Source organism: Streptomyces longispororuber, assembly GCF_024448165.1.
Classification (GTDB): Bacteria; Actinomycetota; Actinomycetes; order Streptomycetales; family Streptomycetaceae; genus Streptomyces; species Streptomyces longispororuber_A.
The window spans coordinates 71861-96452 of sequence record NZ_JAMOLN010000001.1 but is presented as its reverse complement, the minus strand read 5'-3'; the positions used below and the strand labels follow the sequence as shown (position 1 = coordinate 96452).

General features: G+C 67.8%; 22 protein-coding genes and 6 pseudogenes. 9 read left to right on the top strand and 19 right to left on the bottom strand.

All coding sequences use genetic code 11. The features are described from left to right. The first annotated feature begins 18 nt into the window (after positions 1–18). On the top strand, positions 19–1461 hold the full coding sequence (locus tag M4J07_RS00485; protein ID WP_255965720.1) for an IS30 family transposase: 1443 nt from the start codon (positions 19–21) through the stop codon (positions 1459–1461). Positions 1462–1728: 267 nt separating this feature from the next. Here M4J07_RS00485 and M4J07_RS00480 read toward each other — a convergent pair whose 3' ends face one another. The 6 genes and pseudogenes from M4J07_RS00480 to M4J07_RS00455 all read right to left on the bottom strand — a co-directional run. Further along, positions 1729–2169 carry a hypothetical protein gene (locus M4J07_RS00480; RefSeq protein ID WP_255965717.1) on the bottom strand — a complete coding sequence of 147 codons (441 nt, stop codon included), beginning with the start codon at positions 2167–2169 and terminating at the stop codon, positions 1729–1731. Between the two features lie 274 nt (positions 2170–2443). Further along, positions 2444–2898 (bottom strand): annotated as a pseudogene (locus M4J07_RS00475) (IS30 family transposase); the annotation flags it as partial. A 399-nt stretch (positions 2899–3297) separates the two neighbouring features. Continuing rightward, on the bottom strand, positions 3298–3654 hold the full coding sequence (locus M4J07_RS00470; protein ID WP_255965872.1) for a group II intron maturase-specific domain-containing protein: 357 nt from the start codon (positions 3652–3654) through the stop codon (positions 3298–3300). Between the two features lie 138 nt (positions 3655–3792). Continuing rightward, positions 3793–4320: pseudogene (locus tag M4J07_RS00465) on the bottom strand (reverse transcriptase/maturase family protein); the annotation flags it as partial. Beyond that, on the bottom strand, positions 4208–4786 hold the full coding sequence (locus M4J07_RS00460; protein WP_255965715.1) for a reverse transcriptase N-terminal domain-containing protein: 579 nt from the start codon (positions 4784–4786) through the stop codon (positions 4208–4210). The pseudogene M4J07_RS00465 and the gene M4J07_RS00460, both read right to left, overlap by 113 nt. Before the next feature lie 666 nt (positions 4787–5452). After that, a pseudogene (locus tag M4J07_RS00455) lies at positions 5453–5671 on the bottom strand (IS30 family transposase); the annotation flags it as partial. A gap of 528 nt (positions 5672–6199) precedes the next feature. Between M4J07_RS00455 and M4J07_RS00450 the strand changes: the two are divergent. The 6 genes and pseudogenes from M4J07_RS00450 to M4J07_RS00430 all read left to right on the top strand — a co-directional run bounded on the left by M4J07_RS00450 (position 6200) and on the right by M4J07_RS00430 (position 10564). After that, a complete protein-coding gene (locus tag M4J07_RS00450; protein ID WP_255965712.1) occupies positions 6200–6466 on the top strand; it encodes a hypothetical protein in 267 nt (88 codons plus the stop codon). Positions 6467–6799: 333 nt separating this feature from the next. Beyond that, positions 6800–7582 carry an IS5 family transposase gene (locus M4J07_RS00445; protein WP_374214965.1) on the top strand — a complete coding sequence of 261 codons (783 nt, stop codon included), beginning with the start codon at positions 6800–6802 and terminating at the stop codon, positions 7580–7582. A 338-nt stretch (positions 7583–7920) separates the two neighbouring features. Further along, the gene (locus M4J07_RS00440) at positions 7921–8295 is read left to right on the top strand and encodes a hypothetical protein (protein ID WP_255965710.1); all 375 of its coding nucleotides are present in this window, start codon (positions 7921–7923) and stop codon (positions 8293–8295) included. A 153-nt stretch (positions 8296–8448) separates the two neighbouring features. Beyond that, positions 8449–8895: pseudogene (locus tag M4J07_RS48390) on the top strand (nSTAND1 domain-containing NTPase); the annotation flags it as partial. A gap of 442 nt (positions 8896–9337) precedes the next feature. Then, entirely contained in the window at positions 9338–9592 is a 255-nt protein-coding gene (locus tag M4J07_RS00435; RefSeq protein WP_255965707.1) for a hypothetical protein, read from the top strand. 174 nt (positions 9593–9766) lie between these two features. After that, positions 9767–10564: a hypothetical protein gene (locus M4J07_RS00430; RefSeq protein ID WP_255965705.1), complete on the top strand. Its 798-nt coding sequence runs from the start codon at positions 9767–9769 to the stop codon at positions 10562–10564. Positions 10565–10813: 249 nt separating this feature from the next. Here the strand turns inward: M4J07_RS00430 and M4J07_RS00425 are convergent, their stop codons facing one another. Next, entirely contained in the window at positions 10814–11146 is a 333-nt protein-coding gene (locus M4J07_RS00425) for a transposase (RefSeq protein ID WP_255965702.1), read from the bottom strand. A gap of 114 nt (positions 11147–11260) precedes the next feature. On the opposite strand from M4J07_RS00425, the gene M4J07_RS00420 reads away from it, so the two are divergent. After that, entirely contained in the window at positions 11261–11725 is a 465-nt protein-coding gene (locus tag M4J07_RS00420) for a hypothetical protein (protein ID WP_255965699.1), read from the top strand. Between the two features lie 65 nt (positions 11726–11790). Here the strand turns inward: M4J07_RS00420 and M4J07_RS00415 are convergent. Beyond that, positions 11791–12150, bottom strand: a pseudogene (locus M4J07_RS00415) (transposase); the annotation flags it as partial. Positions 12151–12364: 214 nt separating this feature from the next. Beyond that, positions 12365–13576 (bottom strand): IS110 family transposase, encoded by a 1212-nt coding sequence (locus M4J07_RS00410; protein ID WP_255965697.1) that lies wholly within the window; start codon positions 13574–13576, stop codon positions 12365–12367. Positions 13577–13714: 138 nt separating this feature from the next. Here M4J07_RS00410 and M4J07_RS48640 point away from each other — a divergent pair. Next, positions 13715–13882 (top strand): annotated as a pseudogene (locus M4J07_RS48640) (IS110 family transposase); the annotation flags it as partial. A gap of 324 nt (positions 13883–14206) precedes the next feature. On the opposite strand, the gene M4J07_RS00400 reads toward M4J07_RS48640, so the two are convergent. The 10 genes from M4J07_RS00400 to M4J07_RS00355 form a co-directional block, all read right to left on the bottom strand. Continuing rightward, on the bottom strand, positions 14207–14476 hold the full coding sequence (locus tag M4J07_RS00400) for a hypothetical protein (RefSeq protein ID WP_255965695.1): 270 nt from the start codon (positions 14474–14476) through the stop codon (positions 14207–14209). Positions 14477–14554: 78 nt separating this feature from the next. Further along, the gene (locus M4J07_RS00395; RefSeq protein WP_255965693.1) at positions 14555–15145 is read right to left on the bottom strand and encodes a nucleotidyltransferase domain-containing protein; all 591 of its coding nucleotides are present in this window, start codon (positions 15143–15145) and stop codon (positions 14555–14557) included. Positions 15146–15196: 51 nt separating this feature from the next. Beyond that, the gene (locus M4J07_RS00390) at positions 15197–15844 is read right to left on the bottom strand and encodes a GDSL-type esterase/lipase family protein (RefSeq protein ID WP_255965691.1); all 648 of its coding nucleotides are present in this window, start codon (positions 15842–15844) and stop codon (positions 15197–15199) included. A 98-nt stretch (positions 15845–15942) separates the two neighbouring features. After that, positions 15943–16701 carry a sugar phosphate isomerase/epimerase family protein gene (locus M4J07_RS00385; protein ID WP_255965688.1) on the bottom strand — a complete coding sequence of 253 codons (759 nt, stop codon included), beginning with the start codon at positions 16699–16701 and terminating at the stop codon, positions 15943–15945. Between the two features lie 182 nt (positions 16702–16883). Next, positions 16884–18311, bottom strand: a complete 1428-nt coding sequence (locus tag M4J07_RS00380; protein WP_255965686.1) for a polysaccharide lyase 6 family protein — start codon at positions 18309–18311, stop codon at positions 16884–16886. Between the two features lie 32 nt (positions 18312–18343). Then, positions 18344–19777 carry a polysaccharide lyase 6 family protein gene (locus tag M4J07_RS00375; RefSeq protein ID WP_255965684.1) on the bottom strand — a complete coding sequence of 478 codons (1434 nt, stop codon included), beginning with the start codon at positions 19775–19777 and terminating at the stop codon, positions 18344–18346. Positions 19778–19823: 46 nt separating this feature from the next. Then, positions 19824–21152, bottom strand: a complete 1329-nt coding sequence (locus tag M4J07_RS00370; RefSeq protein WP_374214960.1) for an alpha-L-fucosidase — start codon at positions 21150–21152, stop codon at positions 19824–19826. Positions 21153–21204: 52 nt separating this feature from the next. Further along, complete coding sequence (locus tag M4J07_RS00365; protein ID WP_255965681.1) at positions 21205–22071, bottom strand: carbohydrate ABC transporter permease; 867 nt, start codon at positions 22069–22071, stop codon at positions 21205–21207. After that, a complete protein-coding gene (locus M4J07_RS00360) occupies positions 22068–23042 on the bottom strand; it encodes a carbohydrate ABC transporter permease (RefSeq protein ID WP_255965679.1) in 975 nt (324 codons plus the stop codon). The genes M4J07_RS00365 and M4J07_RS00360 overlap by 4 nt, the downstream gene beginning before the upstream one ends. Next, positions 23039–24367, bottom strand: a complete 1329-nt coding sequence (locus M4J07_RS00355) for a sugar ABC transporter substrate-binding protein (protein ID WP_255965676.1) — start codon at positions 24365–24367, stop codon at positions 23039–23041. The genes M4J07_RS00360 and M4J07_RS00355 overlap by 4 nt, the downstream gene beginning before the upstream one ends. Positions 24368–24592: the final 225 nt, after the last annotated feature.

Here is a 24592-nt window from a genome sequence, read left to right as displayed (position 1 = left end):
TGATCGAGAGGTGAAGCGATGGGATCTGTGGAGCGGCACAAGCAGGTTCGTGCGTATCGGGGATTGATGCCGTCGCCGGGCAGGCCGTCGGTGGCCTGGCGCGAGGACAGGGTCAGATTCTGGACGGCGATCGCTCGGGGTGCCAAGACCGAGGATGCGTGCAGTGCTGCCGGGGTGTCCGGGCCGGTGGGATTCCGCTGGTTCCGGCACGCTGGCGGCGTGAATCCGTGTCTTCCTGATGAGGCGTCCGGGCGCTACCTGTCGTTTCCCGAACGGGAGGACATCGCCGTCTGGCACGCCCAGGGCGCCGGCGTCCGCGAGATCGCCCGCAGGCTCGGACGGGCGCCGTCGACGATATCCCGCGAACTGCGGCGCAATGCCTCTACTCGGACCTACAAGCTGGACTACCGGGCCTCGACCGCGCAGTGGCACGCTGAACGCCGGGCCCGACGCCCCAAGACAGCCAAGCTCGTGGACAATCCGAGGCTGAGAGCCTTTGTCCAGGACCGGTTGTCGGGAGACGTCACCGACGCCGGCGGCAACCGTGTTGGCCCGGAGGGCCCGGCCTGGAAGGGGCGCAACAAGCCGCACCGCGGCGACAGAGGCTGGGTTACAGCATGGAGCCCGGAGCAGATCGCGCGCCGCCTGCCGGTCGAGTTCCCCGACGACGAGGACATGCGCATCAGTCACGAGGCGATCTACCAGGCGCTCTACGTCGAGGGACGTGGTGCGCTGAAACGCGAGCTGGTGGCCTGCCTGCGCACCGGACGGGCGCTGCGTGTTCCCCGGGCACGCAGCCGGCAGACGGCGTGGGCCCACGTCACCGACAAGGTCCTTCTCAGCGAGCGTCCCGCCGAGGCCGAGGACCGCGCCGTTCCCGGGCACTGGGAGGGCGACCTCATCATCGGGCTGAAGCGCTCGGCGATCGGGACTCTCGTCGAGCGCACCACCAGATTCACCATGCTGGTCCACCTGCCGCGCGAGGAGGGCTACGGTGTGGTCCCGCGCACGAAGAACGGACCCGCTCTGGCCGGATACGGCGCCATCACGATGAAGAACGCCCTGGCCAGGACGATGACGACACTGCCTGACCAACTTCGGCGGTCTCTCACCTGGGACCGCGGCAAGGAGTTGTCCGCGCACGCCGCCTTCACGGTCGAGACCGGCATCCCTGTCTACTTCGCCGACCCCCACAGCCCCTGGCAACGCGGGACCAACGAGAACACCAACGGCCTACTGCGTCAGTACTTCCCCAAGGGCACCGACTTGTCCCGCTGGAACAGCGAAGAGCTCCAAGCTGTCGCAGCGGTCTTCAACAACCGGCCCCGGAAAACCCCTGGACGAATTCAATCGGTCGTCGCAACGCTGGTTGGTGGAAGTGATCGTAGCTGCTGGGTGAACACTTCAGCCGGGGTTTGCCACCCGACAGGGCGGATTCCAATGATCGTCGCAACACAGTGATCAACTGGCGATCGCCAGGAGCCTAGTTCCTGAATTGGGGGCATGTACACCCAAGCTGTCGCTAGAGGTTGCTATCGATCTGGTCTTGGACTGACGGAGTGCGGGGCCGGGGCCCGTCACCGGCGCACGGCGGTGAGTAGCCGTGCCGCGCTCGCGCCTCCCCGTGCTGCTGGCCCCTTTGAGACCGGGGTCGCGGACCCGCTCACGACCCCGGATCCGCCGGCCCCCACTTTCAATTAAGGGAGCCGGAGCCCCACGCGACAACCTCTAGTGCGCGGAACCTGGTGCTGCTTCCCGGGCGGGGTGGTGCGGTGCCCAGGGGATTCGTACCGCCAAGCGTACGTGTCCGTCGAGTGTGCGATGGACCACCATCGAGTCGTTCTCTATCTGTGTCAGGGGGTCGCTGGTGGTGTGGCCGTCCCATTGCAGTTGGCCATCGAGAGAGATGTGGAACCAGGCGAGAGGGCCCGGCAGGCTCGCTGTGCTGCAGTCGGACACCGAGACGGTCACCGCCTCCTCGTCGACTTCGACCTGCAGGCGGAGCCGTCCGCCGGCGCTGTGTCCGATGACGTAGTGCGCCGCGATCCGGGCCGCCTCGGTGGAACGCGCCACCACTCGGGACGGCGTACCCGCCCGCACGAGCGCGGTCGCGGTGACTTCCTCGAAAAGCTGCATGTCACGCGAGTCCGGATCTACCTCCACCACCACCGACAGACCTCCACGCCCACGCAGCCCATCCGCGGACAAATCAGCGTCATGGCTGTTGATGCGAGGCAACCGAGGCATTTGAACGGACCGTCCCATCAACGCCTCCCCGACCAGAGCGATCCATGGTGAACAGGACACCCAAGAAGGGCCTGCAGCACGTCAACACCGCGCCGGGGGCAGGGGCACATTCCCAGACTAGGACTCCACGGCGGAAGCGCACTCCCTCCCACGACATGCACGGAGGGATGGCCGGATTGCCCTGTCGGCACAGTTTTCATGCCCCTTTCAAAGGCAGGTACTTGGCGAGACGCTCGGCTGGGGTTCCCCAGCCGAGCGTCTTTCGTGGTCTGCCATTGAGTTCGGCTGCCACCAGGTCGAGGTCTCGGCGGCTGTGCTGAGCGAGGTTGGTGCCTTTGGGGAAGTACTGCCGCAGCAGGTCGCCTGTGTTCTTATTCGAGCCACGGTGCCACGGGCGGGGCTGCCGGAATTGCAGAAGTAGACGTGCATGCCGCTGGTGGTGGAGAAAACGTGGTGGCTGGCCATCTCGTTCCCTCGGTTCCAGGTCAGTGATCGGCGCAGATGGAACGGTAGTTGGGAGACGGTGGCGGCCAGAGCCTTGTGGAAGTGCTCGGTCTGGCGTCCATCTGGCAGGTGGACAAGCATGAGGTAGCGAGCGGTCCGCTCGACCAGCGTGCCGATCGCGGACTTGTGGCGGGTGCCAACAATGAGTCGGGTAGCGGGGACGCATTGCTGCGTCCCCGCCCCCTCAGAACCGTGTGCAAGCAGCTGTTCACCGCACACGGCTCAAGCAAGCCCCAAGGGCTCGCGGTCAGGAGAAGGTGCAAGACTCGTCAACCCGGCGGCTCCAATTCGCCGTTGACAAAGGGGGTGGAGGAGACGGAGCCGTTGATCGTCCGGTGAGCCACCGCCCGGGAACGCGACGTACTGCTTGGAGATCGCCCTCCTGATGACAGGCTGCCACGCTTCCCACTCCTGGGGGCTTCGCGGCGGGTGATCGACGTGCAACAGGAGCCCTCCGCAGATCGGGCAGCGACCTTGCTGCGCCCGGAGCAGGCGCACGGTCATGCCGTCGACCGGCGGAGGCGGTCCCTTGCGGCGCCGTTCGGCCTAGTACGACTCCAGCGCCGGGTCGTCCGGGGACGCCCTGCCCTTGACCAACTGGTGCCGGACGATCTTCATCCAGGAGAACTTGAGCAGGTAGGTGCCGCTGCTGCGGTCGCCGAACACCCACCGGTCCTTCCTGGACTTGTTGAACTGGCCGAAGTACTTGTCGGATATCCAGTGCTTCGGCTTGTTCGGGTGACTGTGCTTGGCCCACTTGTAAGCGAGCTTCCACATGTGATTGTCCAGCGCGGTGAAGATCTCGCTGGATACCACCGTCCGGTAGTAGGCCGACCAACCCCGCACGATCGGGTTGATCTTATTGAGCACCGCTCCCGCATTGGCCCCTCGCAGGGCGAGCATCTCGGTGCTCAGCCGTTCCCGGATCCGTCGTTGAGCCGCTGTGCTCGGCTTGATCAGCAACTTGCCGTGATAGCGGCGGACGTTGAACCCCAGGAAGTCGAACCCGCTCGCCGCGTGGACGATGCGTGTCTTGTCGTCGTGGAAGGCGAGCCCTCTGGGCGTCAGCCATGCAGTCAGCCGTTCCTTGACCTGTTCGGCCTGCTCACGGCTGGTGCACATCGCGACAAAATCATCTGCGTATCTCACCAGCACGGGGCTTCCGCTCTGCGCGCTTCCGGCGTCTCTACCAGTCGTGAAGTAGCGGACCCCTGCGGCTTCCTCCATCCCGAGCAGGGCCACGTTGAAGAGCAACGGGCTGATCACTCCGCCTTGCGGAGTCCCCGCTTCGGTCGGGGCGAACCGGACTCGATCCACCGCCCCGGCCTTCAGTCACTGTCGGACCAGTCCCCGAGCGGGGAAGGTGCCGAGCGCGGCCATCAGCCGTTCATGGTCGATTCGGTCGAACGCCGCCATAAGGTCCGCGTCGAGCACCCACACACGCTGCGGGTTCTTCCTAATGAGCGTGGAGTAGATGGCTCCGATCGCATCGTGACAGCCGCGGCCGGGCCGGAAGCCGTACGACTTCGGCTCGAACCGCGCTTCCCACTCGGGTTCCAGTGCACCCAAGTGCCACAGCTTGCAGGCACCGGTCAACGATCACGGGAATCCCGAGTCCGCGCTTCTTCGTCGTCCCTGGCTTGGGGATGAACACCCGCTTGACCGGCTTCGGAATCCACGGCCGGGCACGGTGTTGAACCCAGTCGGCCAGCGCGGCCTTGGGCTGGGGAAGCAGCACCACCTTGCCGTCGACTCCTGCCGTCGCACGTCCCGCATTGATGTCCGTGGCCCGCCGCACACTCAGGAGCGTGTTCGGGCGGGATCGGAGCATCAGCTTCTGCAAGTTGCGAACCTTCTTCAGGTCCCCTGCCTGCGATGCCGTGAAGATTCTCTGCCGCAGACGCCGTACGTCTTCCTCGGCCCGGCGCCAGTTGATCGACGCCCCGTCCAGGTCTTCGTCCTCGGGTCCGTTCACCGTCGCGACGGCGGTCGGGACGGTCGAGACCGTTTCGACCGTGTCCGTCTTGGTGTCCAACTTGTCCCTCGGTTCCGTCGTCCTTGTCCAGTGAGTCCGCACAGGCTCACCTGGCCCACGTCAGCACCCTTTCGGGTCCGGGCAGCGCACCCGTATCCGGACGGTTATGTGGGGCGACTGGCGGAGAGGCCGGTCATCGTGCCCCGGGTTCCCGTTTCCTTTCGGCTTTGGCTTCTTGGGCCGTCCTGTTCCCGCTGGGGAGTTGGGCCTTCCTCACGGTCGGCCGACCGGGCCACGACGGCCCGGACCCCAACGGGGTTTCCACGTTCCACACGAATGAGATACGACCGGGGGGTGCTCCCTTTACCCCGAGGCTGCGGTGTCCACCTGGCCGGAGTGACCTCTGCCGGCCAGCGCCTGCCGCTTCTCAGCGGCCAGCCATGCACCCCACTGGAGCCTTCCATCGGCAGGGCTTGGGATCACGAGGCATCATCGGGAGGTCACTTGCGTTCACCCGTCCGGTCTTCCCCTTGCCGGTAACTCCCGGATGGAACAGGAGCCCTTGGGCTTTCCCCTGAGCTTCGCACCACGCCGTTACCAGCGTCGCACGTCAAGACCGGGGATGGGTCATACGGACACGGACCCGTGACTGCACCTACGGCCTCATCATCAGCCGCCTCTCCAATCGGTCAGTCCACTCAAATTCGTGCAACTTCGTGTCGCACGGTCGCCCTCCCAATGCCCAGCCACGGCATGGTCGGCAGGCCGGTTGCTGATCATCATGCTGCCGGAGAATCGCGGCTTTCGCTTCCATGCCTGGCGATGCGGGCGCCGGCGGACCCTACAGGTCCGCAACCCCCGGGTAAGTTCTCGCCGCAGTTCACCGCGGCCTGGACGGTAGAGGGCCTGGTAGATGGTCTCGTGGACCACGTGCATCTCTGGGCGGCCGTTCTTCCACTCACGGCCGGTGCGGAGGTTGATACCGACGAGCTTGCTCGCCTCTTTGTTGCTGCAGCCCAGCTGCATAAGCCGCAACTATTCCTCCCGCTCCAGGGTCGGCTTGCCCCGGGAGTGCTGCTTCTCGGGCCTGATCTGGAAGTCCATCGCGTCCCCTGAACTGGGGTGTTGCGACGACCACTGGAACGGAGCGACGGGATGGGGGCCGCAAGGAAGCGCGGGGTGGACCAGTCGGCCCTATCCGGCCTCAGCGTTAACGTGATATGCCAGAAGCATAGTCAATTAGTTTTACATAGACCGGTGGTGCGCGTCCGACACGGTTCCCCCCGGACCATCGAAGAGCACCACGGGGGTCTGCCCTCGGGGCTGCCGGGTTGGCGCCCCCGAGGGCAGCAACCGCCGCTTGACGGAGGGCTGCCGCCCGGCCCCCGCCCCATCGGCAAAACGCATGCACGCCCCGTGTGGCCGTACCCCGGGTCACCCTGTGACGTTGTACCTACACAGCCAGGGGGAGCCATGAACCAGACACCGTCCCGTAGCTTTGAACCGGACCGGCCTTCCGGGCTGCCGCCAGGACCGCGCCGGGACGCCCTCGACGCCATCATCCGGGCGGTCACCCAGCGCGCCTATTGGCATGCTGGTGCCCGCATCGAACAATTCGTCGCCGGGGCCACGTTGGAAGAACTCCTGGCGCTGCGCGAAGCGCTGGAAGAGCTTACGGCCCGGCGCCGCAGCCCGCCCCGCCGCTGCCGCCACGACAGCCCGCGCAATGCCCCCCCGTAATGAACAGACGCGTGGTCAGGACACACGCACCTGCGGGATGTCCAGAAACGGCGGGTGACGTGCGGCGGCTGCTCCCACGGAAACTGCTGCACGGTCGGCCCGCTGGGGAAGGCTCGACAGGCTGCGGGCGAGCGATCAGGTCGAGCGCACTCTGGGCGGCGTTCATCTGTGCAGAGACGTAGGCCAGCCAGCGGCTCTTGGGAAACAGTCGCTCGTGCCCGTGAAGGACGTTGGTCATGAAGCTGGTGATCTGCGTGTACTTCACATCAGCCCACTGGCGTTCCCACTGCTCCAGTTCGTCGGCGTCCTCGCAGAAGTGGTAGCCGCGCTCCCCTGACCACGTCAGTGGCGGCCACCGCTTCTCCCCGCAGGGAGGCCCTGGACATCGGGCGCCCGCTCGAGCACGACCTGCGTGCCCTGATGAACGCCGTGCTCTACGTCGACCGCAATGGCATCCCCTGGCGCTATCTGCCCCACGAGTTCCCGCACGGGAACACCGTCTACGGCTACTTCGCCCACTGGCAGACCGACGGCGTCTTCGCCCAGCTCACCGGCCTGCTGCGGCACCTGGTCCGCGAGGCCGAAGGGCGCCACGGCGAACCGTCGGCCTGCGTGCTGGACTCCCAAACCATCAAGACCTCCGCCAACGTGCACCTCGCCGACCAGGGCACCGACGCAGGCAAGCGGATCATCGGACGGAAACGCCACCTGGGCTGCGACACCCTCGGCCTGCTGCTGACCGTGCTGGTCACCGCCGCGAGCGTCTCCGACACCGCGGCCGGGGTGACCCTGCTGTCCCGGATCGCCGCCGCCCATCCGCAGGTGACCAAGGCCTGGGTGGACGCCGGCTACCGCACCACCGCCATCGACCACGGCGCCCGCCTGGGCATCGACGTCCACCCCGTCCAACGCCCGCCCGGCGCGCGCGGGTTCACCATCATCCCGAGACGCTGGACCATCGAACGCAGCATCGGCTGGCTCATGCACCACCGCAGACTCGCCCGCGACTATGAGACCCACCCGCACCGCTCCGAAGCCATGATCCACCTCGCGATGATCGACCTCATGGCCCGCCGCCTCACCGGCGAAGCCACCCCCAACTGGCGCGGCACCTGACCTGGGACCAAACACACCTAACAGGGCGAAACACTCAGTAAGATCTCCGACCGGTGTGCGTACGCCGGTGTCGTCGAGCACTCCGTCTTGTCGTAGAGGATCGAGGCGTTGGATTGGGCCTGGCTGAGGGGGCTGTAGGCCCACTCGACCTGCTTCGGGCCTGTGGCGGAGCCCTTGCGTGCCAGTTGGTCATGAGCTCCTGCGTGGCAGGTGTCTTATCGCGCGGCGCCTTCTTTTGCAACCTCTTCAGGCATATGTCCCGCAGGTGGGCGGTGCGCGTCCTAGGTTCTCCGCGAGAGTTTGGAACCAGCTCTCGTACTTCTCTCCTAGGAGGATCCATGACCGGTGTGGAAGTGTCGCTGAAGACCCTGCTGACCGAGATCGAGGGCGCGCTGGGAGCCGCCGTCGTCGACTACACCAGCGGCATGGCGCTTGGCACCCTGGGCGGCGGCAAGAATCTGGACCTGAGCGTCGCCGCAGCCGGTAACACCGACGTGATCCGCGCCAAGATGCGCACCATGGAGACGCTGGGTCTCAAGGACAAGATCGAGGACATCCTGATCACCCTGGGCACCCAGTACCACCTCATCCGCCCCGTGGCGGGTAGGTCCGGCAACGGCCTGTGCATCTACGTCATCATCGACAAGGCCCGCTCGAACCTCGCCATGGCCCGGCACCGCCTCAGGCAGACCGAGGAGCAACTGGAAGTTTGAGTTCCAACAGTTCTCTTTTTTTGTCAGCGACTTGAAGACTTCTTCAATTAGCTATGTCTGCAACTGTCGAACTGCCAGGAGTTACGGACAACTCCTGGCAGTTGACAATCAGCAGCTTCGTGTCCGTGCAGACTTGCGGCACAGCGATGCGCTATGGAGCTGAGGCACATGGACCGGGGCACAAGCGGGCGGCGCGGCAACCTCCCGTGCGCGACGACGAGTTTCGTGGGACGGCAGATGGAGACGGCGGCCATCGGCGCGCTGCTGTCCCGGGAACATCTGGTGACGTTGACGGGGGCCGGCGGAGTAGGCAAAAGCCGTCTGGCCCGGCAGGCTGGTGCCCTGCATGCGTCCGCCTTCCCCGACGGGGTGTGGCTGGTCGAACTGTCCCCACTGCGCGAGGCATCGTCGATCGCCCTGTGCATCTACGAGGTGCTTCAGCTGGCAGATCAGACCACGCGGCCCGCACTGCAGGTGGTCGCTGAGTGGCTCGAAGACAAGAAACTGCTGCTGTTGCTGGACTGCTGCGAGCATCTTCATCATCACGTCGCGTCCGTGGCAGCGGAGTTGCTGACGGCTTCGCCTGGGCTGAGGATCCTGGCCACGAGCCGCCGTCCCCTCGAGTCCGCGCAGGAACACGTCCTGCCGGTGTTCCCGCTGCCCCTCGGTTCGGTTCGTGGCGCGGGGGACAGACCCGAGGGATCCGCGGTGGAGCTGTTTCTTGACCGGGCCCGTGCCGCTGCTCCGGGCCTGATCGAGGCCGGCAGGGACGACGAGGACGTGGCCTACATCTGCCGCCGGCTGGAGGGCATTCCGCTGGCCATCGAACTGGCCGCCGCACAGCTGCCGGAATTGGACCTGAACCACCTGCGCTGGAGCCTGTGCACCCGCCTGCGGACCCTGGCCTCGCCGAACTCTGGGCTGGACACCAACGAGCAGCGGCACCAGGCGCTGCACACCACGATCGGATGGAGCCACGAACTGTGCGCCCCGCTGGAGCGCTTGCTCTGGGCTCGGGTGTCGGTCTTCAGCGGCGGCTTCGATGAGGAAGCCGCCGCATGGGTGTGCGGCACTGCCCCCCCTCCCGGCGGAACGCATCGCGCCGCTGCTGGCCGCGCTCGTCGGCAAGTCCATCGCCCAACCCGTCACCACACCGCGCGGTCCGCGCTACCACCTGCTCGACACGGTGCGCGAGTACGGTCAGCAATGGCTCGGCGAACTCGGCGAGACCGCCGCCATGACGGAGCGGCATCGCGACTACTACCGATGGCTGGCACGGGTCGGCAACCGCGAATAGGCCGGCTCCAGCCAATTCGAATGGTGCGACCGCCTCACCAACGAACATGCCAATATCCGCCTCGCGCTGGAAAGCTGCCTTGCCTCACCGGTCCCCGGCGTGGCGCTGGAAGTAGCGGGTGACCTATGGTTCTTCTGGGCCGGGTGCGGATTCATGCGTGAGGGACGCGCTTTCTTGGAACGCTCCCTTGCCGCAGCGGCGGACCAGCCTTCCACCATCGAGCGGTTCTGGGCCCTGTGGGCGCTCGGCATCGTATCCGTGACGCAAGGAGACTTCAGCAGAGTTGAGGCGGTGGAGGACGAGTGCCTGTCGCTGGCCGAACGGTTGGGCGCCCCGGAGGCGATCACCGCGGCACGATTCCTCACCTGCGCGCGCTGGTCGGCGACCGGACAGGCGGCGCGGGCCGTTGTTCTGCTGACGGAGATCCTGAGTCCAGCCGATGGGTACGGCAAACCGCTCGCCGTCCACCTCCTCGCCCTGGGTATGAGGGCGTTTGCTTTGTTGCAGCTGGGCGAGTTCACCCTGGCCGCCGAGTCGGCGGAACAGCTGCGCAAGGAATGCGAGCGACAGGGCGAACAGTGGATGCGCAGCTTCGCGCTGTACTACCTGTCGGTAGCCGCAATGGCCGACAACAACCATGCTTCCGCCGCGCTGTACGCCCGTGCCTCGCTCACGATCCGGTGGCAGATGCACGACACGTTCGGAGCCGCGCTGGCGCTTGATGCGCTGGCACCGGCGCTGGTCGCATCCGACCCGGACCAGGCGGCCCGGGTGATCGGCCTTGGCGATGCTTTGTGGGATTCCATCGGCCGATCCCGCATGGGCTCGCCCGAACTCCTCGCGGCCCGAGAAGCCAGCGAGGCCCTGACACGCCGAGCGATCGGCGACGCCGCCTACATGGCTGCCAACTACAGGAGCGATCAGAGCAGCATCGACATCACCCACGCCCTGGACCTACAGGCACCCGATTGAGACAGCCTCCCGCGCACGCTCACCGCCAACAGGATCCCTCCCACAGCGTGCCGATGCTCAGTGCAAGGCTGCGGAAGCCAGGCGAATGGCCCGTGGTTTCGCCGCGAGAGGGATGAGCTTGGGCCTGCCCTGCTTCGCCGGTTCGGCAGGGTGGGGTGATGTGCGCGCTGGTCGGGGCGGGCGAGTGAGACGGCGCACCATGAGGGTGATGAAAGTCCAGGTGAGGTGGGCGTCACTGTGGGAAACGATTCACGATATGGCGCGCTCGACGCGCCACCGCTCTGCCAAGACGGCGAAGCCTTCCCGGTCCTTGCGATGGTGCACCGTCTTGAGGGTGAGGTCGAGGAAAGTCCTGGAGAAGTCGACCAGAGATCCGCCGTAGGCGGAATCAGCCCACGCGACGGCGCCTTCGGGATGCCTGAGTCCGAGGCGGGAGAGCAGGTCGCGGGCGGGGAGGCTGTCGTGTGGCGCGGCTTTGGTGACCATGAAGGCCAACGGCATACCGCGCATGTCCACGGCCAGGTGGCGCTTTCGCCCGTTGATCAGCTTCCCGCCGTCGAACCCGCGCGTACCCCTGCTCACCTTCTCGGCTCCCTTGACGGACTAGGGCGCGTATTTGGTTGTGATCAATAAGGGCCGGGTGAGGTGCTCGAGCCAGATAAGGTGCCCCCGAAGTTAGGCACGAGGGGGATCGCGTTGGAGCGACGGAAGCTGATCGGGATCGGGGCGGGGTTGGCGCTCCTACCCTCCTGGTGGGCCCTGCGTCAGGTGGTGAACGGGGCCAAGGGGGACTGGCACACCGACACCGCACCGCTGGAGCGGGCTTTCCCGCTGTTGGGCCCGCTCACCGACGCCAAGTGGGTGAGCAGCCGGGACAACGATCGGGGCGTGCCGTCGCCGGAGCTGGTGATCTCGGGCTTCGCCCGGCTGTCACCGGGGAAACTTGCCGAGCTGACGGCGGCTCACGCCTTTGTCTCTGAGGGGCCTGCCGATGACTTCTCCTCGTGGTTCGAGAAGCCGGTCAAGGGCGAGGGGCCGGAGAACCCGCAGTGGATCAGGTCGCACGAGCTCGACCGCGAGGGCAGCGGCTACTCCACCAAACTGTGGTTTGACCGTCGCAGCGAAACCGTCCGCTTCTGGGCACTCAACCCGTACGGCTAGGGCGCGTCGATTGTGATCAATGGGCGGTCCGCGTCAGGTCCTTGAGCCAGATCATCGAGGCGCGCCCGGCCGCCCCTGAAGCCCTTCTTCTTCCGGTTGGCGGCCTGGTCCTTCTTCCCCGGGATGACCGCCTTGATGCGGCGTTTGCGCAGGTGGGCGCGGTTGCCGCGGGACGAGTAGGCCTTATCGCCGGCGACCGCGTCCGGCCGGGTGCGGGGGCGGCCGATGGGCCCGCGGACTCGTAGCTTCCTGAGCACGGGGATGAACTGCGGGCTGTCCGCGGCCTGGCCCGCGGTCAGGACGAACGCCAGCGGGCGGCACTTGCGGTCGGCGGCGGGGTGGACCTTGCTGGTCTGCCCACCCCTGGAACGTCCGAGCAGGGCGGCCTTCAGCCGGAGTTTTCGCCGACGCCGGAGGCGTCGTCGCCTCGGCGCCTGGTCGACCGTGCACAACCGGTCGGCTTCGAGACGAAGGTGGCCATGGCCAAGGCGGCCAACCCGATCGAGGCCCTCTGCGGCAGTTCACCCTCGCCAATTCGAACCACCCCAACCAACCCCCGCCCGGCGAACCTTCCTGGTCACAGCACTACTGATTCCCAATGTGGTTGTCAAGCCTGACTCGTGACTGACTGTGGTCACTTCATCCAAGGCTGGCAGCACGGGGTGGCGGACTGCTTTCGAAGAGACGACCGTCGCGCAGAAGTGCCCATAGGACATTCAGGCGGCGGCGTGCGAGGGCGATGACGGCCTGTTTGTGGGTCTTCTTCTCTGCCCTCTTGCGTTCGTAGAACGCCTTGGAGGCCGGGCAGTGCTGGGCAGCGACCTGGGCAGACATGTAGAAGACCCGCATGAGACGACGACAGTAGCGACGGGGCCGACGCATGTTGCCGCTGATGCGTCCGGAGTCCTTGGGCACGGGGGCCAGGCCGGCGACGCCGGCGAGTCGATCGGGGCTGCCGAATACGCTCACGTCCCCGCCGGTGTGCGCGATGAACTCGGCACCGAGGACGGGGCCGAGACCGGGCATGCTCAGGATGACCTCTGCGTGCGGATGGTCGTGAAATCGGCCCTCGATCAGGGCGTCGGTCTGGGCGATCTCATCATCGAGGGCCGTCACCTCCCTCGCGAGCTTGGCCACCACGGCCGCGGCCAGCCTCTCCCCGGCGACGGCGGTGTGCTGAGCCTCGGCGGCCTGGACGGCGATGGTCGCGACGAGCTGGGAGTTACGGACCTTGCGGTTCTTCAGCCACGCCGCGAGGCGGTTCTTGCCGATTCTGCGAAGGGCGGCCGGGGTCTGGTAGCCGGTCAGCAGCACGAGGGACGCCTTGGAGGTCTTGTACTCGAAGGCCCGCTCCAGGGCGGGGAAGTACTCCAGCATCTGGGCCCGCATCCGGTTGATTACCCTGGTGCGGTCTGCGGCCAGGTCGAGGCGTCGGGCGGTGAGGATGCGCAGGTCGACAGCAATGTCGTCGCCACGGTGCATCGGTTGGAGGTCGCGGCGCATGCGGGCCTGGTCGGCGATGACAAAGGCGTCCTTCGCGTCGGTCTTCCCGTCGCCCCGGTAGGAGCCGGAGACGTGGTGGACGGTGCGGCCGGGGATATAGAGGACCTGCCGTTCGTTGTCGGTCAGCAGCGCGATCATCAGTGCCGCGCCACCGGCGTTGAGATCGATAGCCCAGCTCACCGGCTCGCCATCGCTCAGAGCGAGGACATCGTCTATCAGTTTGAGCAGTGTGGTCTCGTCGTTGGCCACTCGCCGCGACAACTTCCGCTGACCGTCGGTGTCGATCACCACGCAGTGATGCTCGGCTTTACCCGCGTCCATACCGGCCCACAGTTCGGGCACGGCCACCTCCCGAGTCGTTCCTGCACTTGTCCCAGCAGACGACCTCGCCAGCGTGTCCTTACCAAGCGATCTTGTCGCGCGTATCCCAATCAGTGGCCGAGTCGTCGCGGGGCACCGGGCGGCCAATCAGTCGCTGCCCAGCGCTGCCCGGCCTCCAAGGCGTTCTACGAACGCAAGAGGGCAGAGAAGAAGACCCACAAACAGGCCGTCATCGCCCTCGCACGCCGCCGCCTGAATGTCCTATGGGCACTTCTGCGCGACGGTCGTCTCTTCGAAAGCAGTCCGCCACCCCGTGCTGCCAGCCTTGGATGAAGTGACCACAGTCAGTCACGAGTCAGGATTGACAACCACATTGGGAATCAGTAGCAGTCGCCCTTGGCCCGCTGGTCCTTGCGCGGCACCGAGGCAAACACATCCGCAACGAAGAACGCCAACTTCGCCCGGACACGGTTCACTTCATGTGCGTCCACGCATCCAACATGCTCTTGATCAGCACAAACAGGAAGACCTAACGGAGTCCTAATAATGCTCCGGATCGAAATGATCACTTGACAGCATGGAGAGGATTCTGGCCGCCCACGCCGCGGGTGGCAACGCTTGCTGACTGCACAGGACGCGGAGGTTCAGAACACCCACTCAGGCGCTCCGGCGCATGCCCGCTGAGGCGAGCACCACTGTCGGCAGCGAAACCAGGACTGCCCATCCCAGGCGGCGGTTCTGGTAGGAGGCGCACGTCGCGTCCACGCCGTCTTCCATTGATCCACGAGCGGGGCCCCGTTCGCTGCCGAGGATGGAGCGGCACTCGGAGCGGGGGTACGACGAGCCGAGGTCCGGCGGGCTGGTCAGCAGCCACACGATCACGCCGGTTCCGGCACACGCCAGAAGCCACACGATTGTCTTGTTCATGCCGTGACTTTAGACCTGCGGCCTCGTCCCGCCCCGCCGGCCGGTACGCCATCGACGACAACCGGCGCCTGGCCGCGCCTATGCCGTGCCGCTGGGGGAATGCTCGTCTGCGGGCACGAAGCCCTCAGGCAGAGGGATCGCGAACTTCTGGCACAGCAAGGGCACGTCGTGGCGATCGACATCACGAGCCGGGTAGCCGGTATGCCAGCGCACCGCCCACTCGGCCGACTCACACCGCACCGCCGTGCCGGCAATCGAACCATGCCCGGCGAGTGCTTCAGCTGGGAAAGGGCCGCCATCCACCACGGATCCGTAGTGCAGTGATCCGTCCGCGAGCGGCTCGTAGAGGTGCAAGTCGATCCGCAGCCGAACGCCGTCGTGCAACACGAAGTTCCACGGCCTGTCACCAGGCCACGGGAAGATCCGGTCGACACCAGCCTCAGCGAACGCGACGAACAACGGCTCGAGATGTGCGGCCGGCGCCCATACGTCAAGGTCGGAATGCTCCCGCGTCTGCTTCCCGAGCAGCGCATCCACGCCCCACCCGCCCCCGGGTTCTCCGTCCAGCGCCGCCCGCAGTTCGCTGTCCCGGGCGGCGGCTCCGGTCAGAGTCCGGACGGTTTTCCCGATCGCCGCGGCGGCTGCCTCGGCGGTGTGGTCCTTTCGCAAGCGATCACCGGCCGCGCGAGTCACACACCGGCCTTGCGTGACACGGGCGAGTTACTGAGCCGAGGGGGCCGACCCGGCTCCGACCGCGGAGAGCCAGGCGTCGGCGATCAGGCGGTGCCCCAACGGGGTCGGGTGGACGCCGTCGTGGGCAAGGTCGGCCGCCGCGTGGTCCCGGGCGGCGCGTTGCAGGACGAGATCGGCGCGGACCACCTGGGCCTCGTGATGCGTGGCGGCCTGCAGCACGGCGTCGATACGAGGATCCAGGTCCTCGAACCAGGCTTCCTGCCCTGGCTCCACCGGCAGGAGGAACGGGGTGATGACGACCAGCCGTGGCGAGAGCCGCCGTGTGGTGTCGGCCAGCAGACGGTCCAGGCAGGCGTGGAACTCGGCGACGGGACTGAGCACGCCCCGGTCGTAGCGTCGCCAGGTGTCGTTGATGCCGATCTTGACGGTGAGCACGGTGGGTTTCTCGTCGATGACGTCGGTCGTCCAGCGGGCTTCGAGGTCGTACACGCGATGGCCGTTGACCCCCCGGTTGAGGATCCGGGGCCCGGGCGTGCTCTCCGCGCGCTCGCGCAGGCTCCGGGCGATCTCGCTCACGTAGCCGTTGCCGAGGGAGGAGCCGTCCGTGCGGTCGCGGCCCGCGTCGGTGATGGAGTCACCGATGAACAGGAGGGTGTCGTCGTGCGTGAAGTGCATGTCTGCCGTCCTGGCGTCGGAGGGGAGGAGAGCCGGGGAGGTGAGTGGGCAAGCCGTGCTGATGGGGCGGTCCTCGTCGAGCGTCCGGAGGTGGTCGACTACGGCTGTGCGGACAAGGTCTGTCCGGCAGCTTGCCGTAGTACGGCCGCCTCGCGTGCCAGGACCTCGGGGGCGTCGCCGGGGACGAACTCCAGGAGCGCGTCGACGCCTCGACCGTTCAGCAGGCCGAGGGCGACGGTCCACAAGCCCTGGCGCTCCACCAGGGGAAGCCGTGTGTTGCCCGGCCACCATGAGAACGCGTGGACGGCGGCGACCCGGTCGCCCAGTTCGATGAGCCCGGCGAGAGCCTCCTCGTCGGGGACGTCGAGCGGCGGCTGCCAGTACGTGTGGAGGTTCTCCGCATCCACCTCGTCGAGCAGCCGGACGGTCGAAGTGACCGAGTCGGTGAGGGTGTTGCCGTGGAACTCGGTCGCGAGGGTGAGGCCGTGGTCCGCGGCGATCCGGGCGGCCTCCCGCAGGCGGCACACCGTCCCGTGCCGCTCGTCCGGCAGGACGTGTCGCGATCCGGTGCCTCCCGCCCAGACGCGGATCCGTTCCGCCCCGAGCGTCGCCGCGGCCCGGGCGACGGCGGGGAACGCGGCCGGTTCCCCGGGGGAGGCGCGGAAGTAGGAACCGTAGGAGCAGCACGTGAGTCCGTAGCGGTCGGAGATCTCGCGGACCGCGCGGACGGTGGCGGGGTCCTCCGCGGGGGCGTGCACGTCCGCGCCCCACTCGACGACCTCGAGGCCCGCGTGGACGGCGTACCGCGCGACGTCGACGGCGGGCAGTCGGCGGAAGGTGACCGAGCAGAGGCCCAACCGGGTCCGTCCCGCATCCGGAGGGGCCGGTGGGTCGGCCGGGACGGGGTCTGGTCTGCCGGCTGGGCTGTTCGTCCCGGGCATGGTGCTGGCTTCCTTCCGTGGTGGAGCGGGTGGGGTGAAGCGGCCGCCCCCCACGGGCAGCCGCTTCAGAGGAGGACCTCGGATCGGTCCGCGTGCGCTCAGGGGGCGTTGGGCCCCACGTCCGACGCCGTGAGCGGGTGACGCAGCGCGGTCGCCGTGGCGTACTCGTCCGCCCCGATGTCCCGGACGCTGCCGCGCTGGTCCCCGTCGACGTCGTCGGTGACGGGCGTGCCGGCGAGGGTGGCGGCGCCGATCGCGGGGCTGGCGGAGGTCAGGCGCATGACCCCGTCGGTGCCCTGGGCGAGGCGGGGGTCGGCCCGGGTGAAGCCGCCGGCGGGGATGTTGCCGTTCGAGGCCGCGCCCCACAGCAGGTTGCTCTGCCAGGTGAAGCCGGTGGTGGCGCCCATGGCGACGAGGCTGCCGGTGTCGCCGACGAGCAGGTTGTCGGCGACGACGACGTTCTGCGGCTCGTAGGTCCGGGTCTCGCCCGACAGGGTCTCCGTGTTGCCGATCAGGGAGTTGTGGGCGACCAGCGCGCGGTCGCAGGCGTCGTTGCCCCGCCGCTCGTCCTCCGTCTCGCCCTCGTGATGGTCGCGTGTGGTGCCGCTGCCGATCACCAGGGCGCGGCCGGACAGACCGCTGACGTAGTTGTTGAGGATCTTGTGGTCGTTGCCGTAGACGCGGATGCCCTCCTTGCCGCCGATCAGATGGTTGCTCTCGACGGTGGAGCGGTTGCCGTGGCGCAGGACGATGCCGCCGACGCTGTCGCGGATCGTGTTGTACCGGACGGTGTTGTCGGAGGACTTCACGGAGATGGCTTCGGGATCGCCGTCACAGCGCTCGAAGAGGTTGTACTCGACGAGGGCGTGGGCGCTGGACAGGGCCCGGCCGCTGACGCCGAGCCGGATGGGCTCGCCACCGTTGGACCCGCCGAAGCTGTGGTCGGAGAAGTGGTTCCGCAGGATGTGCAGGTTCTGGGCCATGTCCGTGGAGCCGGGGCCGTCGACGACCAGGAAGATGCCCGCGGTGGTCTTGTCGTGGAAATGGTTCCGGTCGATCTTCGAGTCGTTGGACCGTACGACGACCCAGTAGGGGTCCCCGGTGTCGGCGAACTGGAAGTCGTTGCGGGTCAGCCGGATCGCCGAGCAGTCCGCGGGCAGTTCGAGCGTGGTGCTCTGCCGGAAGGCGAAGCCGCTCAGGGTGATGTTGCTGGAGTTGCTGAGCACGAAGCCGCGCTCGCCCTTCAGCACGGCGCCGCCGCGGCTCTGGGACACGATGGTGATCGGTGCGCTGGTGGTGCCGTGCTTGCCGGAGATGGTGAGGGCGCCCCCGGACGGGACGGTGTAGGTGCCGTCGGCGACGACGATCCGGTCCCCGGGCGCGGCCTTGTTGATCGCGTTCTGCAGTGCGGTCAGCGACGAGACGGGGATGTCGGCCGCCGACGCGCTGGTGGTCAGCGCGGTGCCGACGGGGACGGTGGCGAGTGCGGCCACGGTGGCGGTTCTGAGGAACGTACGACGGTGCATGGTGCCTCCTTCAGGGGTGGGGGAACAGGAGTTCAGGGGGCTTCGGGGCCGACATCGGCCGGAGTCAGGGGGCCGCGCCCCGAAGTGCGAGGGGAGTACTCGTCGGCGCCCACGTCGCGGAGCCGGCCGCGCGGCTGACCGTCGATGTCGTGGGTGACGGGCGGCCGGCGGAGGGTGCCGGCGTCGATCGCCGGGCTGTCGGCGGCCGGGCGGGCGATCCCGTACGCGTCCTTCACGAGGCGCGGGTCGGTCCGGACGCCGCCCGTCGCGGGCATGTTGCCGTCGTCGGCGGCGCCCCACAGGATGTTGCCCGACCAGGTGAAACGCACGGTGGCGGCCATCGCGACCAGTTGCCCGGTGTCCGAGACGAACAGGTTGTCGGCGACGGCGACGTCCCGGGGCTCGTGCGGGCGCTGGCTCTCGCCGGAGAGTGTGCCGGTGTTGTTCACCAGGGTGTTGTGGGCGATGAGGACGCGATCGGGGGCGTCGTTGCCCCGGCGCGCCTCGGGTGATTCGCCGGGCAGGTGGTCACGCTCCGATCCGCTGCCGATCACCAGGGCGCGCCCGGACAGGCCGGCGAGGTGGTTGTTGACGATGACGTGGTCGTTGCCGTAGATCCGGATGCCCTCCGTCCCGTCGAGGAGGTGGTTGGCGTCGATCCGGTTGCGGTTGCCGTGGCGCAGGACGATGCCGCCGAGGCTGTCGCGGATCGTGTTGTGCCGGATGACGTTGTCGGAGGACTTCACGGAGATGGCTTCGGGGTCGCCGTCGCAGCGCTCGAAGAGGTTGTGCTCGACGATCGCGTGGGCGCTGGACATGGCCCGGGGGCTAACGCCGAGCCGGATGGGCTCGCCGCCGTTGGACCCGCCGAAGGTGTGGTCGGAGAAATGGTTGCGGTGGATGTGGACGCGCTCGGCCATCTCGTCCGTGCCCGCTCCCTCCACACCGAGGTAGATCCCGAGCGTGCTCTTGCCGTGGAAGTGGTTGCGGTCGACCGTGCTGTCGTCCGCGCGCACCATCACCCAGTGCAGGCCCTCGATGTCCGCCAGCTGGAAGTCGTTGCGGGTGAGTCTGATGTGGGAGCAGTCCGGGGGAACGTCCAGGGTGGTGCTCTGCCGGAAGGCGAACCCGCTGAGGGTGATGTGGCTGGACGCCTCGAAGGTGAAGCTCTGTTCGCCCTGGAGGACGACACCGCCCCGGGTCTCGGCGGCGATGGTGACGGGCGCGCGGTCGGTGCCGCGCTTGTTCCGGATGAGGAGGGGAGCGCCCGCCGGGACGGTGTAGGTGCCGTCGGCCACGACGATCCGGTCGCCCGGCCGCGCGCGGTCGACGGCTGCCCGGAGCTCGTCCAGGGTGCGCACCGTCGCGCGGGTCGTGAGGGCGCCGGCGGTCGGCAGGGCGCCGGCGGGAGCGGCGGTCAGTGCCAGAGCTGCCGCGGTGCTCATGAGGAAGGTGCGGCGCTGCATGAGGCCTCCGTGAGGGTGCGGTGGACGGGCCTGTGGGGGACGGGGGTCAGGCCTCGGCGGAGTTGTCGAGGAACAGTTCGATGACGGGGACGGGGGTGTCGGGGCGGCGTACCGGGAGCTGGAGCGTGAGCGTTCCGGCGGGCTGTCCGCCCATCTCGGTGTTGACCGCGGGCCGGTCCGGCTCGATGTGGACCGGCATGATCTCGGAGGCGTCGTCGAGGAGTTGGGCGTACCGCACCCGGCCGGCGAGCCCGGGAAGGTGCAGGTGGCGCAGCGGCCAGGCGAACAGGTGGACGTAGAGGCGGTCGCCGCGCTGGGTGTAGCGGCACTCGGCGGGAGCGGTGTACGGGGACGGGCCGCAGCCGCGCACGGACCGTTCGTGCAGCCCCATCCACCGGCCGATCTCGCCCAGCACCTCGGTGTCGCGCGGATCGAGATCGCCCCGGCCGTTGGGGCCCACGTTGAGCAGCAGGTTGCCGCCCTTGGACACCCCGTCGACGAGCATGCGGATCAGCAGGTCCGCGCTCTTGCGGTCGAGGTTGTCGCGGTCGTAGCCCCAACTGCCGTTCACTGTCTGACAGGCTTCCCAGGCCACGGGCCGCCCGTTCTCGGTCATCGGGCCGGACGGCTGGTACTGCTCGGGGGTGACGAAGTCGCCGGGCAGCCCGGTCCGGTCGTTGACGAGCACGTGCGGCTGGAGCTCACGGACCGTCTCCAGGAGCTTCGGGGAGTCCCAGTCGTCGGGCCCCTTGCCGCCCCACCAGGTGCGTCCGGCGTAGGAGAAGTCGAAGAACAGGTAGTCGACGCGCCCGAACGAGGTCAGCAGTTCGCGGACCTGGCCGTGGAGGTAGCGCTGGTAGTCGTGGATGTCCCGGTCGGCGTGGGCGGCCTTGAACTCCTCGTCGTCGCGCTGCGGATGGGTGCCGTCGACGGGGAAGGACGGGTGGTGCCAGTCGATCAGCGAGTAGTAGAGCCCCACCTTGAGGCCTTCGGCCCGGCACGCCTCGGCGAACGGGCCGACGAGGTCACGGCCGTACGGGGTGTTGGTGACCTTGTAGTCGGTCAGGGCGCTGTCCCACAGGCAGAAGCCGTCGTGGTGCTTGGTCGTGAGGACGACGTAGCGCATGCCGGCGGCCTTGGCGGTCCTGGCCCACTGGACCGGGTCGTAGCGGTCGGGATCGAAGTGGTCGAAGTAGACCTGGTACTGCTCGTCGGTCAGCCGCTCCCGGTTCTTCACCCACTCGTGCCGTGCGGCCAGGGAGTACAGGCCCCAGTGGACGAACATCCCGAACCGGGCGGTGGTGAACCAGGCCGGATCCGGAGCCGCTTCGGGAGCCGGGGGAGCGGACAGCTGTGCTGCGGCGACAGACGACACGGGGCATCGTTCCTTCTCGTGCACGGGCGGGACGGGCGCGGAACCGAGGGGGTCAGCCCTTGAGAGCGCCGGAGGACAGGCCGCTCACGAAGGAGCGCTGGAAGAACAGGAAGACGATCACGGACGGCAGTAGGGCCAGCAGCGAGGCGGCCATGACGACTCCGGGTGTGACGGCGGGGTCGATCCGCAGGGTCCGCAGCGCGAGCGGGAGCGTGTACGAGGAGGAGTCGGTGGAGACCAGCAGCGGCAGCAGGTACTGGTCCCAGATCATGGTGAAGCCGAACACCCCGATGACGCCCAGCGCGGGCTTGCACATCGGCAGGATGATCTGGGCGAAGATCCGCAGGTCGCCGGCGCCGTCGATGCGCGCGGCCTCCTCGAGCTCGCGGGGCACGTCCTTCATGAACTCCGTCATCACCAGGATGGAGAAGCCCCAGGCGCCCAGGGGCACGATCATCCCGGCGAGGGTGCCGACCAGATTGAGGTGGACGACCGGCAGGTCGGACAGGATCAGGGACAGCGGCAGGGCGAGGATCTCCTCGGGCAGCATCAGCGTCGCCAGGATCGCGACGAGGACCAGCGCCATGCCGGGGAACTTCTTCCGGGCCAGCGCGTACCCGGCCAGCACGGACACCGTGACCTGGAGCAGCAGGCCGAAGCCGACCACGAGGAACGAGTTCAGCAGATAGGCGAGCACCCCCTGGTCGAAGGCGATCCTGAAGTTGTCGAGCGTGAGCCCGGAGGGGACGACGCTCAGTTGCGTCGGGTCCTTGACATGGCCGAAGGCGCTGACGAGCAGGGCGAGCAGCGGCCCCGCGAAGACGATCAGGACTAGAAGGTAGACGACGGCCTTGAGGATCCGTCCGCCGGCGCCGCGGCTCTCGGTCAGGCCCAGCGCGGTCTCGGTGTGCGCACTCACTTGCTCTCCCTGCGCCGCAGCAGTTGGACGACGACGGTCAGGATCAGCGTCGCGACGAACAGCAGGACGGCGCCCGCCGCTCCGACGCCGAGCCGGTTCTGCTCGAGTCCGAGCTTGTAGATGAGGGTCATGACGACCTCGGTGGAGCCGTCCGGGCCACCGTTGGTCAGCAGGAACACCTCGGTGAACACCCGCAGTCCGCGGATCGCGGCGAGGATGAACAGGATGGAGAAGACCGACCGCAGGCCGGGCACGGTCACGTGCCACACCCGCTGCCACCGGGACGCGCCGTCGACCTTCGCGGCCTCGTACAGACCGCGGTCCACACTCGTCAGACCGGCGAGGAAGATCATCATGTCGTAGGGGGCGCCCCGCCAGATCCCGGTGAGCATGATCGAGGCCATCGAGGTGTCCGGGTCGTTGATGAACCCCGAAGGGCCCCAACCCACCAGTCCGAGCAGGGAGTTCAGCATGCCGTCCCCGGTCGGGTGGTACATGACGCGCCACAGCTCGGCGACGACCGCGATCGGCACCACCACCGGGAGGAACGCCGCGGAGCGCACGAATCCGAGCCGGCGGCTCTGCCCCTCCATCAGCAGGGCCAGAGCCAGGCCCAGCGCCATCGAGCCGGCCGTCTGTCCGGCGGCCAGGACGACCGTGTGCCAGGTGGCCTCACGGAACCCGGTGGACCCGAGCACCGTGGCGTAGTTGTCGGTGCCGACCCACCTGTTCCCCAGGTACGGCTGGACGTCCTGGAAGGACATGGTCAGCGCGTTCGCCATGGGGATGAACTTGAAGTACAGGAAGAGGATCAGCGCGGGGGCCAGGAACAGCCAGGGCGTCCACCATCGGCCGGACCTGCGGTCGCGCCTCCGGCGGCCGGCGGCCGCGCCGCCGCCCGGCTTGCGCACACCGGGCACACCGGGAGCGGCGGCCGAGGCGGCCGCCGGTTCGGCCTGGTCGAGACTCATGACGCGGAGATCCCCTGCTCCTCGAGGATGCTGGCGAGCTGCTTGTCGAGCTCACGGAGCTTGGTCCCGGTGTCCAGGCCGCAGTCGGCCATGAGGGCGTTCAGGGTGTCGGCCGTCGCCTGGCGCACCGGGGTCCAGTTCGGAATGGACGGCGCGTACCGGCCGGAGTCCTGGTACGCCTGTGCGTACGTCTTCCAGCGGGGGTCGGGGCGCACCTGGGAGATGTCCACGGACTTGTTGACGGGAAGCTGCACGGTGTAGGCGGTGTCGCCCTCCATGCCCGTCTTCTGCCCCTCTGCCGAGACGGCGAAGGAGGCGAACGCGTCCTGGCCGGCCCGGTTGTCGGAGCCCGCCATCAGGTAGACGGAGCCGCCCTCGGCCAGGACGGTGGAGTCCTTCGGCCCCTTGGGCATCGGCACGACCTCGTACTTGTCCTTGCCGAGGGTCTCGTCGAAGCGGGGCAGCAGGTAGGGGCCGACGACGAACATGCCGGTCTTCCCGGACTCGAACGTCTCGTTCGTCGGCGGGGTGTCCATGGTCACGGCGCCGGGCTGGACGGCCTTGTCCTTGCAGCCCAGGTCGCGGAACCACTGCACCGCCTCGGCCGACGCCTTGCTGGTCATCGCCGGCTTGTACGTGCCCTTGCCCGCTTCGGTGATGAAGTCACCGCCCGCGGCCCACAGGAAGCTGGAGAAGTACCAGGAGGCGTAGCCGCGCTTGGTGGACAGCGGGGCGGCGAGGCCGGCCGTGTCCTTCTTCCCGTCGCCGTCGGGGTCCCGGGTGGTGAAGGCCTTGGCCATGGCGGCGAAGTCGTCCCAGGTCTCGGGGACGTCCAGCTTCAGCTTCTGCCGCCAGTCCTTGCGGATGAGCAGCGCGGACGCCTGCGCCGAGTACGGCAGCCCGTACTGCTTGCCGTCCACACTCTTGCCGGAGTCCAGGCCCTGCGCGGTGATCTGATCACTGTCCTCGACCTTGTCGAGGTCGATCTCCCGCAGCAGCCCCTGACTGTGCATGGCCCCGAGCTGCGTCACGTCGTTCATGACGATGTCCGGGAGCTTCTTCTGCGCCGCCCGCTGCTGCAGCTTGGTCTCGAAGTCGTCGAAGATGGCCGTGACCTTGACCTTGTAGCCCGTGGCCTTCTGGAAGGCGGCGGCGAGCTTGACCGCGCCCTGCTCGCCGGGCCCGCCCGGCGTCGTCCTGGTCCAGAGCTCCAGGGTCGCCTTCTTGTTCTGCTTGGCGTCCACTCCCGCAGGCCCGGACGAACAGCTGGTGAGGACCAGCGCCGAGGCGAGGACACCGGCACCGACCCATCGCGATCTCTGCATGACAACTCCCGTTTCGCCGCATCACAGTTGGCCTGGAAAGCGCTTGCTGGGAACGTAGTGGGGTCGGAAACGACGGTCAATACTCCGATGAATCTCAAAGTGCTTTACGCGGCCGAAACATCTGCCGAGGGGGCGGCCGGTGGGTGGGTGTTCGTGTGTGCGGGCATACCAAAGGCGCTCTCGTCTCCGTAACATCCTTGCTCTGAAAGGTATTTGAGACGTCAG

What these genes read in the sequence shown, in the direction of transcription:
- M4J07_RS00485 (WP_255965720.1), top strand. Translation starts at nt 19, where the DNA reads ATGGGATCTGTGGAGCGGCACAAGCAGGTTCGTGCGTATCGGGGATTG.
- M4J07_RS00470 (WP_255965872.1), bottom strand. Translation starts at nt 3,654, where the DNA reads ATGCTCGCCCTGCGAGGGGCCAATGCGGGAGCGGTGCTCAATAAGATC.
- M4J07_RS00450 (WP_255965712.1), top strand. Translation starts at nt 6,200, where the DNA reads ATGAACCAGACACCGTCCCGTAGCTTTGAACCGGACCGGCCTTCCGGG.
- M4J07_RS00440 (WP_255965710.1), top strand. Translation starts at nt 7,921, where the DNA reads ATGACCGGTGTGGAAGTGTCGCTGAAGACCCTGCTGACCGAGATCGAG.
- M4J07_RS00435 (WP_255965707.1), top strand. Translation starts at nt 9,338, where the DNA reads ATGAGGAAGCCGCCGCATGGGTGTGCGGCACTGCCCCCCCTCCCGGCG.
- M4J07_RS00400 (WP_255965695.1), bottom strand. Translation starts at nt 14,476, where the DNA reads ATGAACAAGACAATCGTGTGGCTTCTGGCGTGTGCCGGAACCGGCGTG.
- M4J07_RS00390 (WP_255965691.1), bottom strand. Translation starts at nt 15,844, where the DNA reads ATGCACTTCACGCACGACGACACCCTCCTGTTCATCGGTGACTCCATC.
- M4J07_RS00380 (WP_255965686.1), bottom strand. Translation starts at nt 18,311, where the DNA reads ATGCACCGTCGTACGTTCCTCAGAACCGCCACCGTGGCCGCACTCGCC.
- M4J07_RS00375 (WP_255965684.1), bottom strand. Translation starts at nt 19,777, where the DNA reads ATGCAGCGCCGCACCTTCCTCATGAGCACCGCGGCAGCTCTGGCACTG.
- M4J07_RS00360 (WP_255965679.1), bottom strand. Translation starts at nt 23,042, where the DNA reads ATGAGTCTCGACCAGGCCGAACCGGCGGCCGCCTCGGCCGCCGCTCCC.
- M4J07_RS00355 (WP_255965676.1), bottom strand. Translation starts at nt 24,367, where the DNA reads ATGCAGAGATCGCGATGGGTCGGTGCCGGTGTCCTCGCCTCGGCGCTG.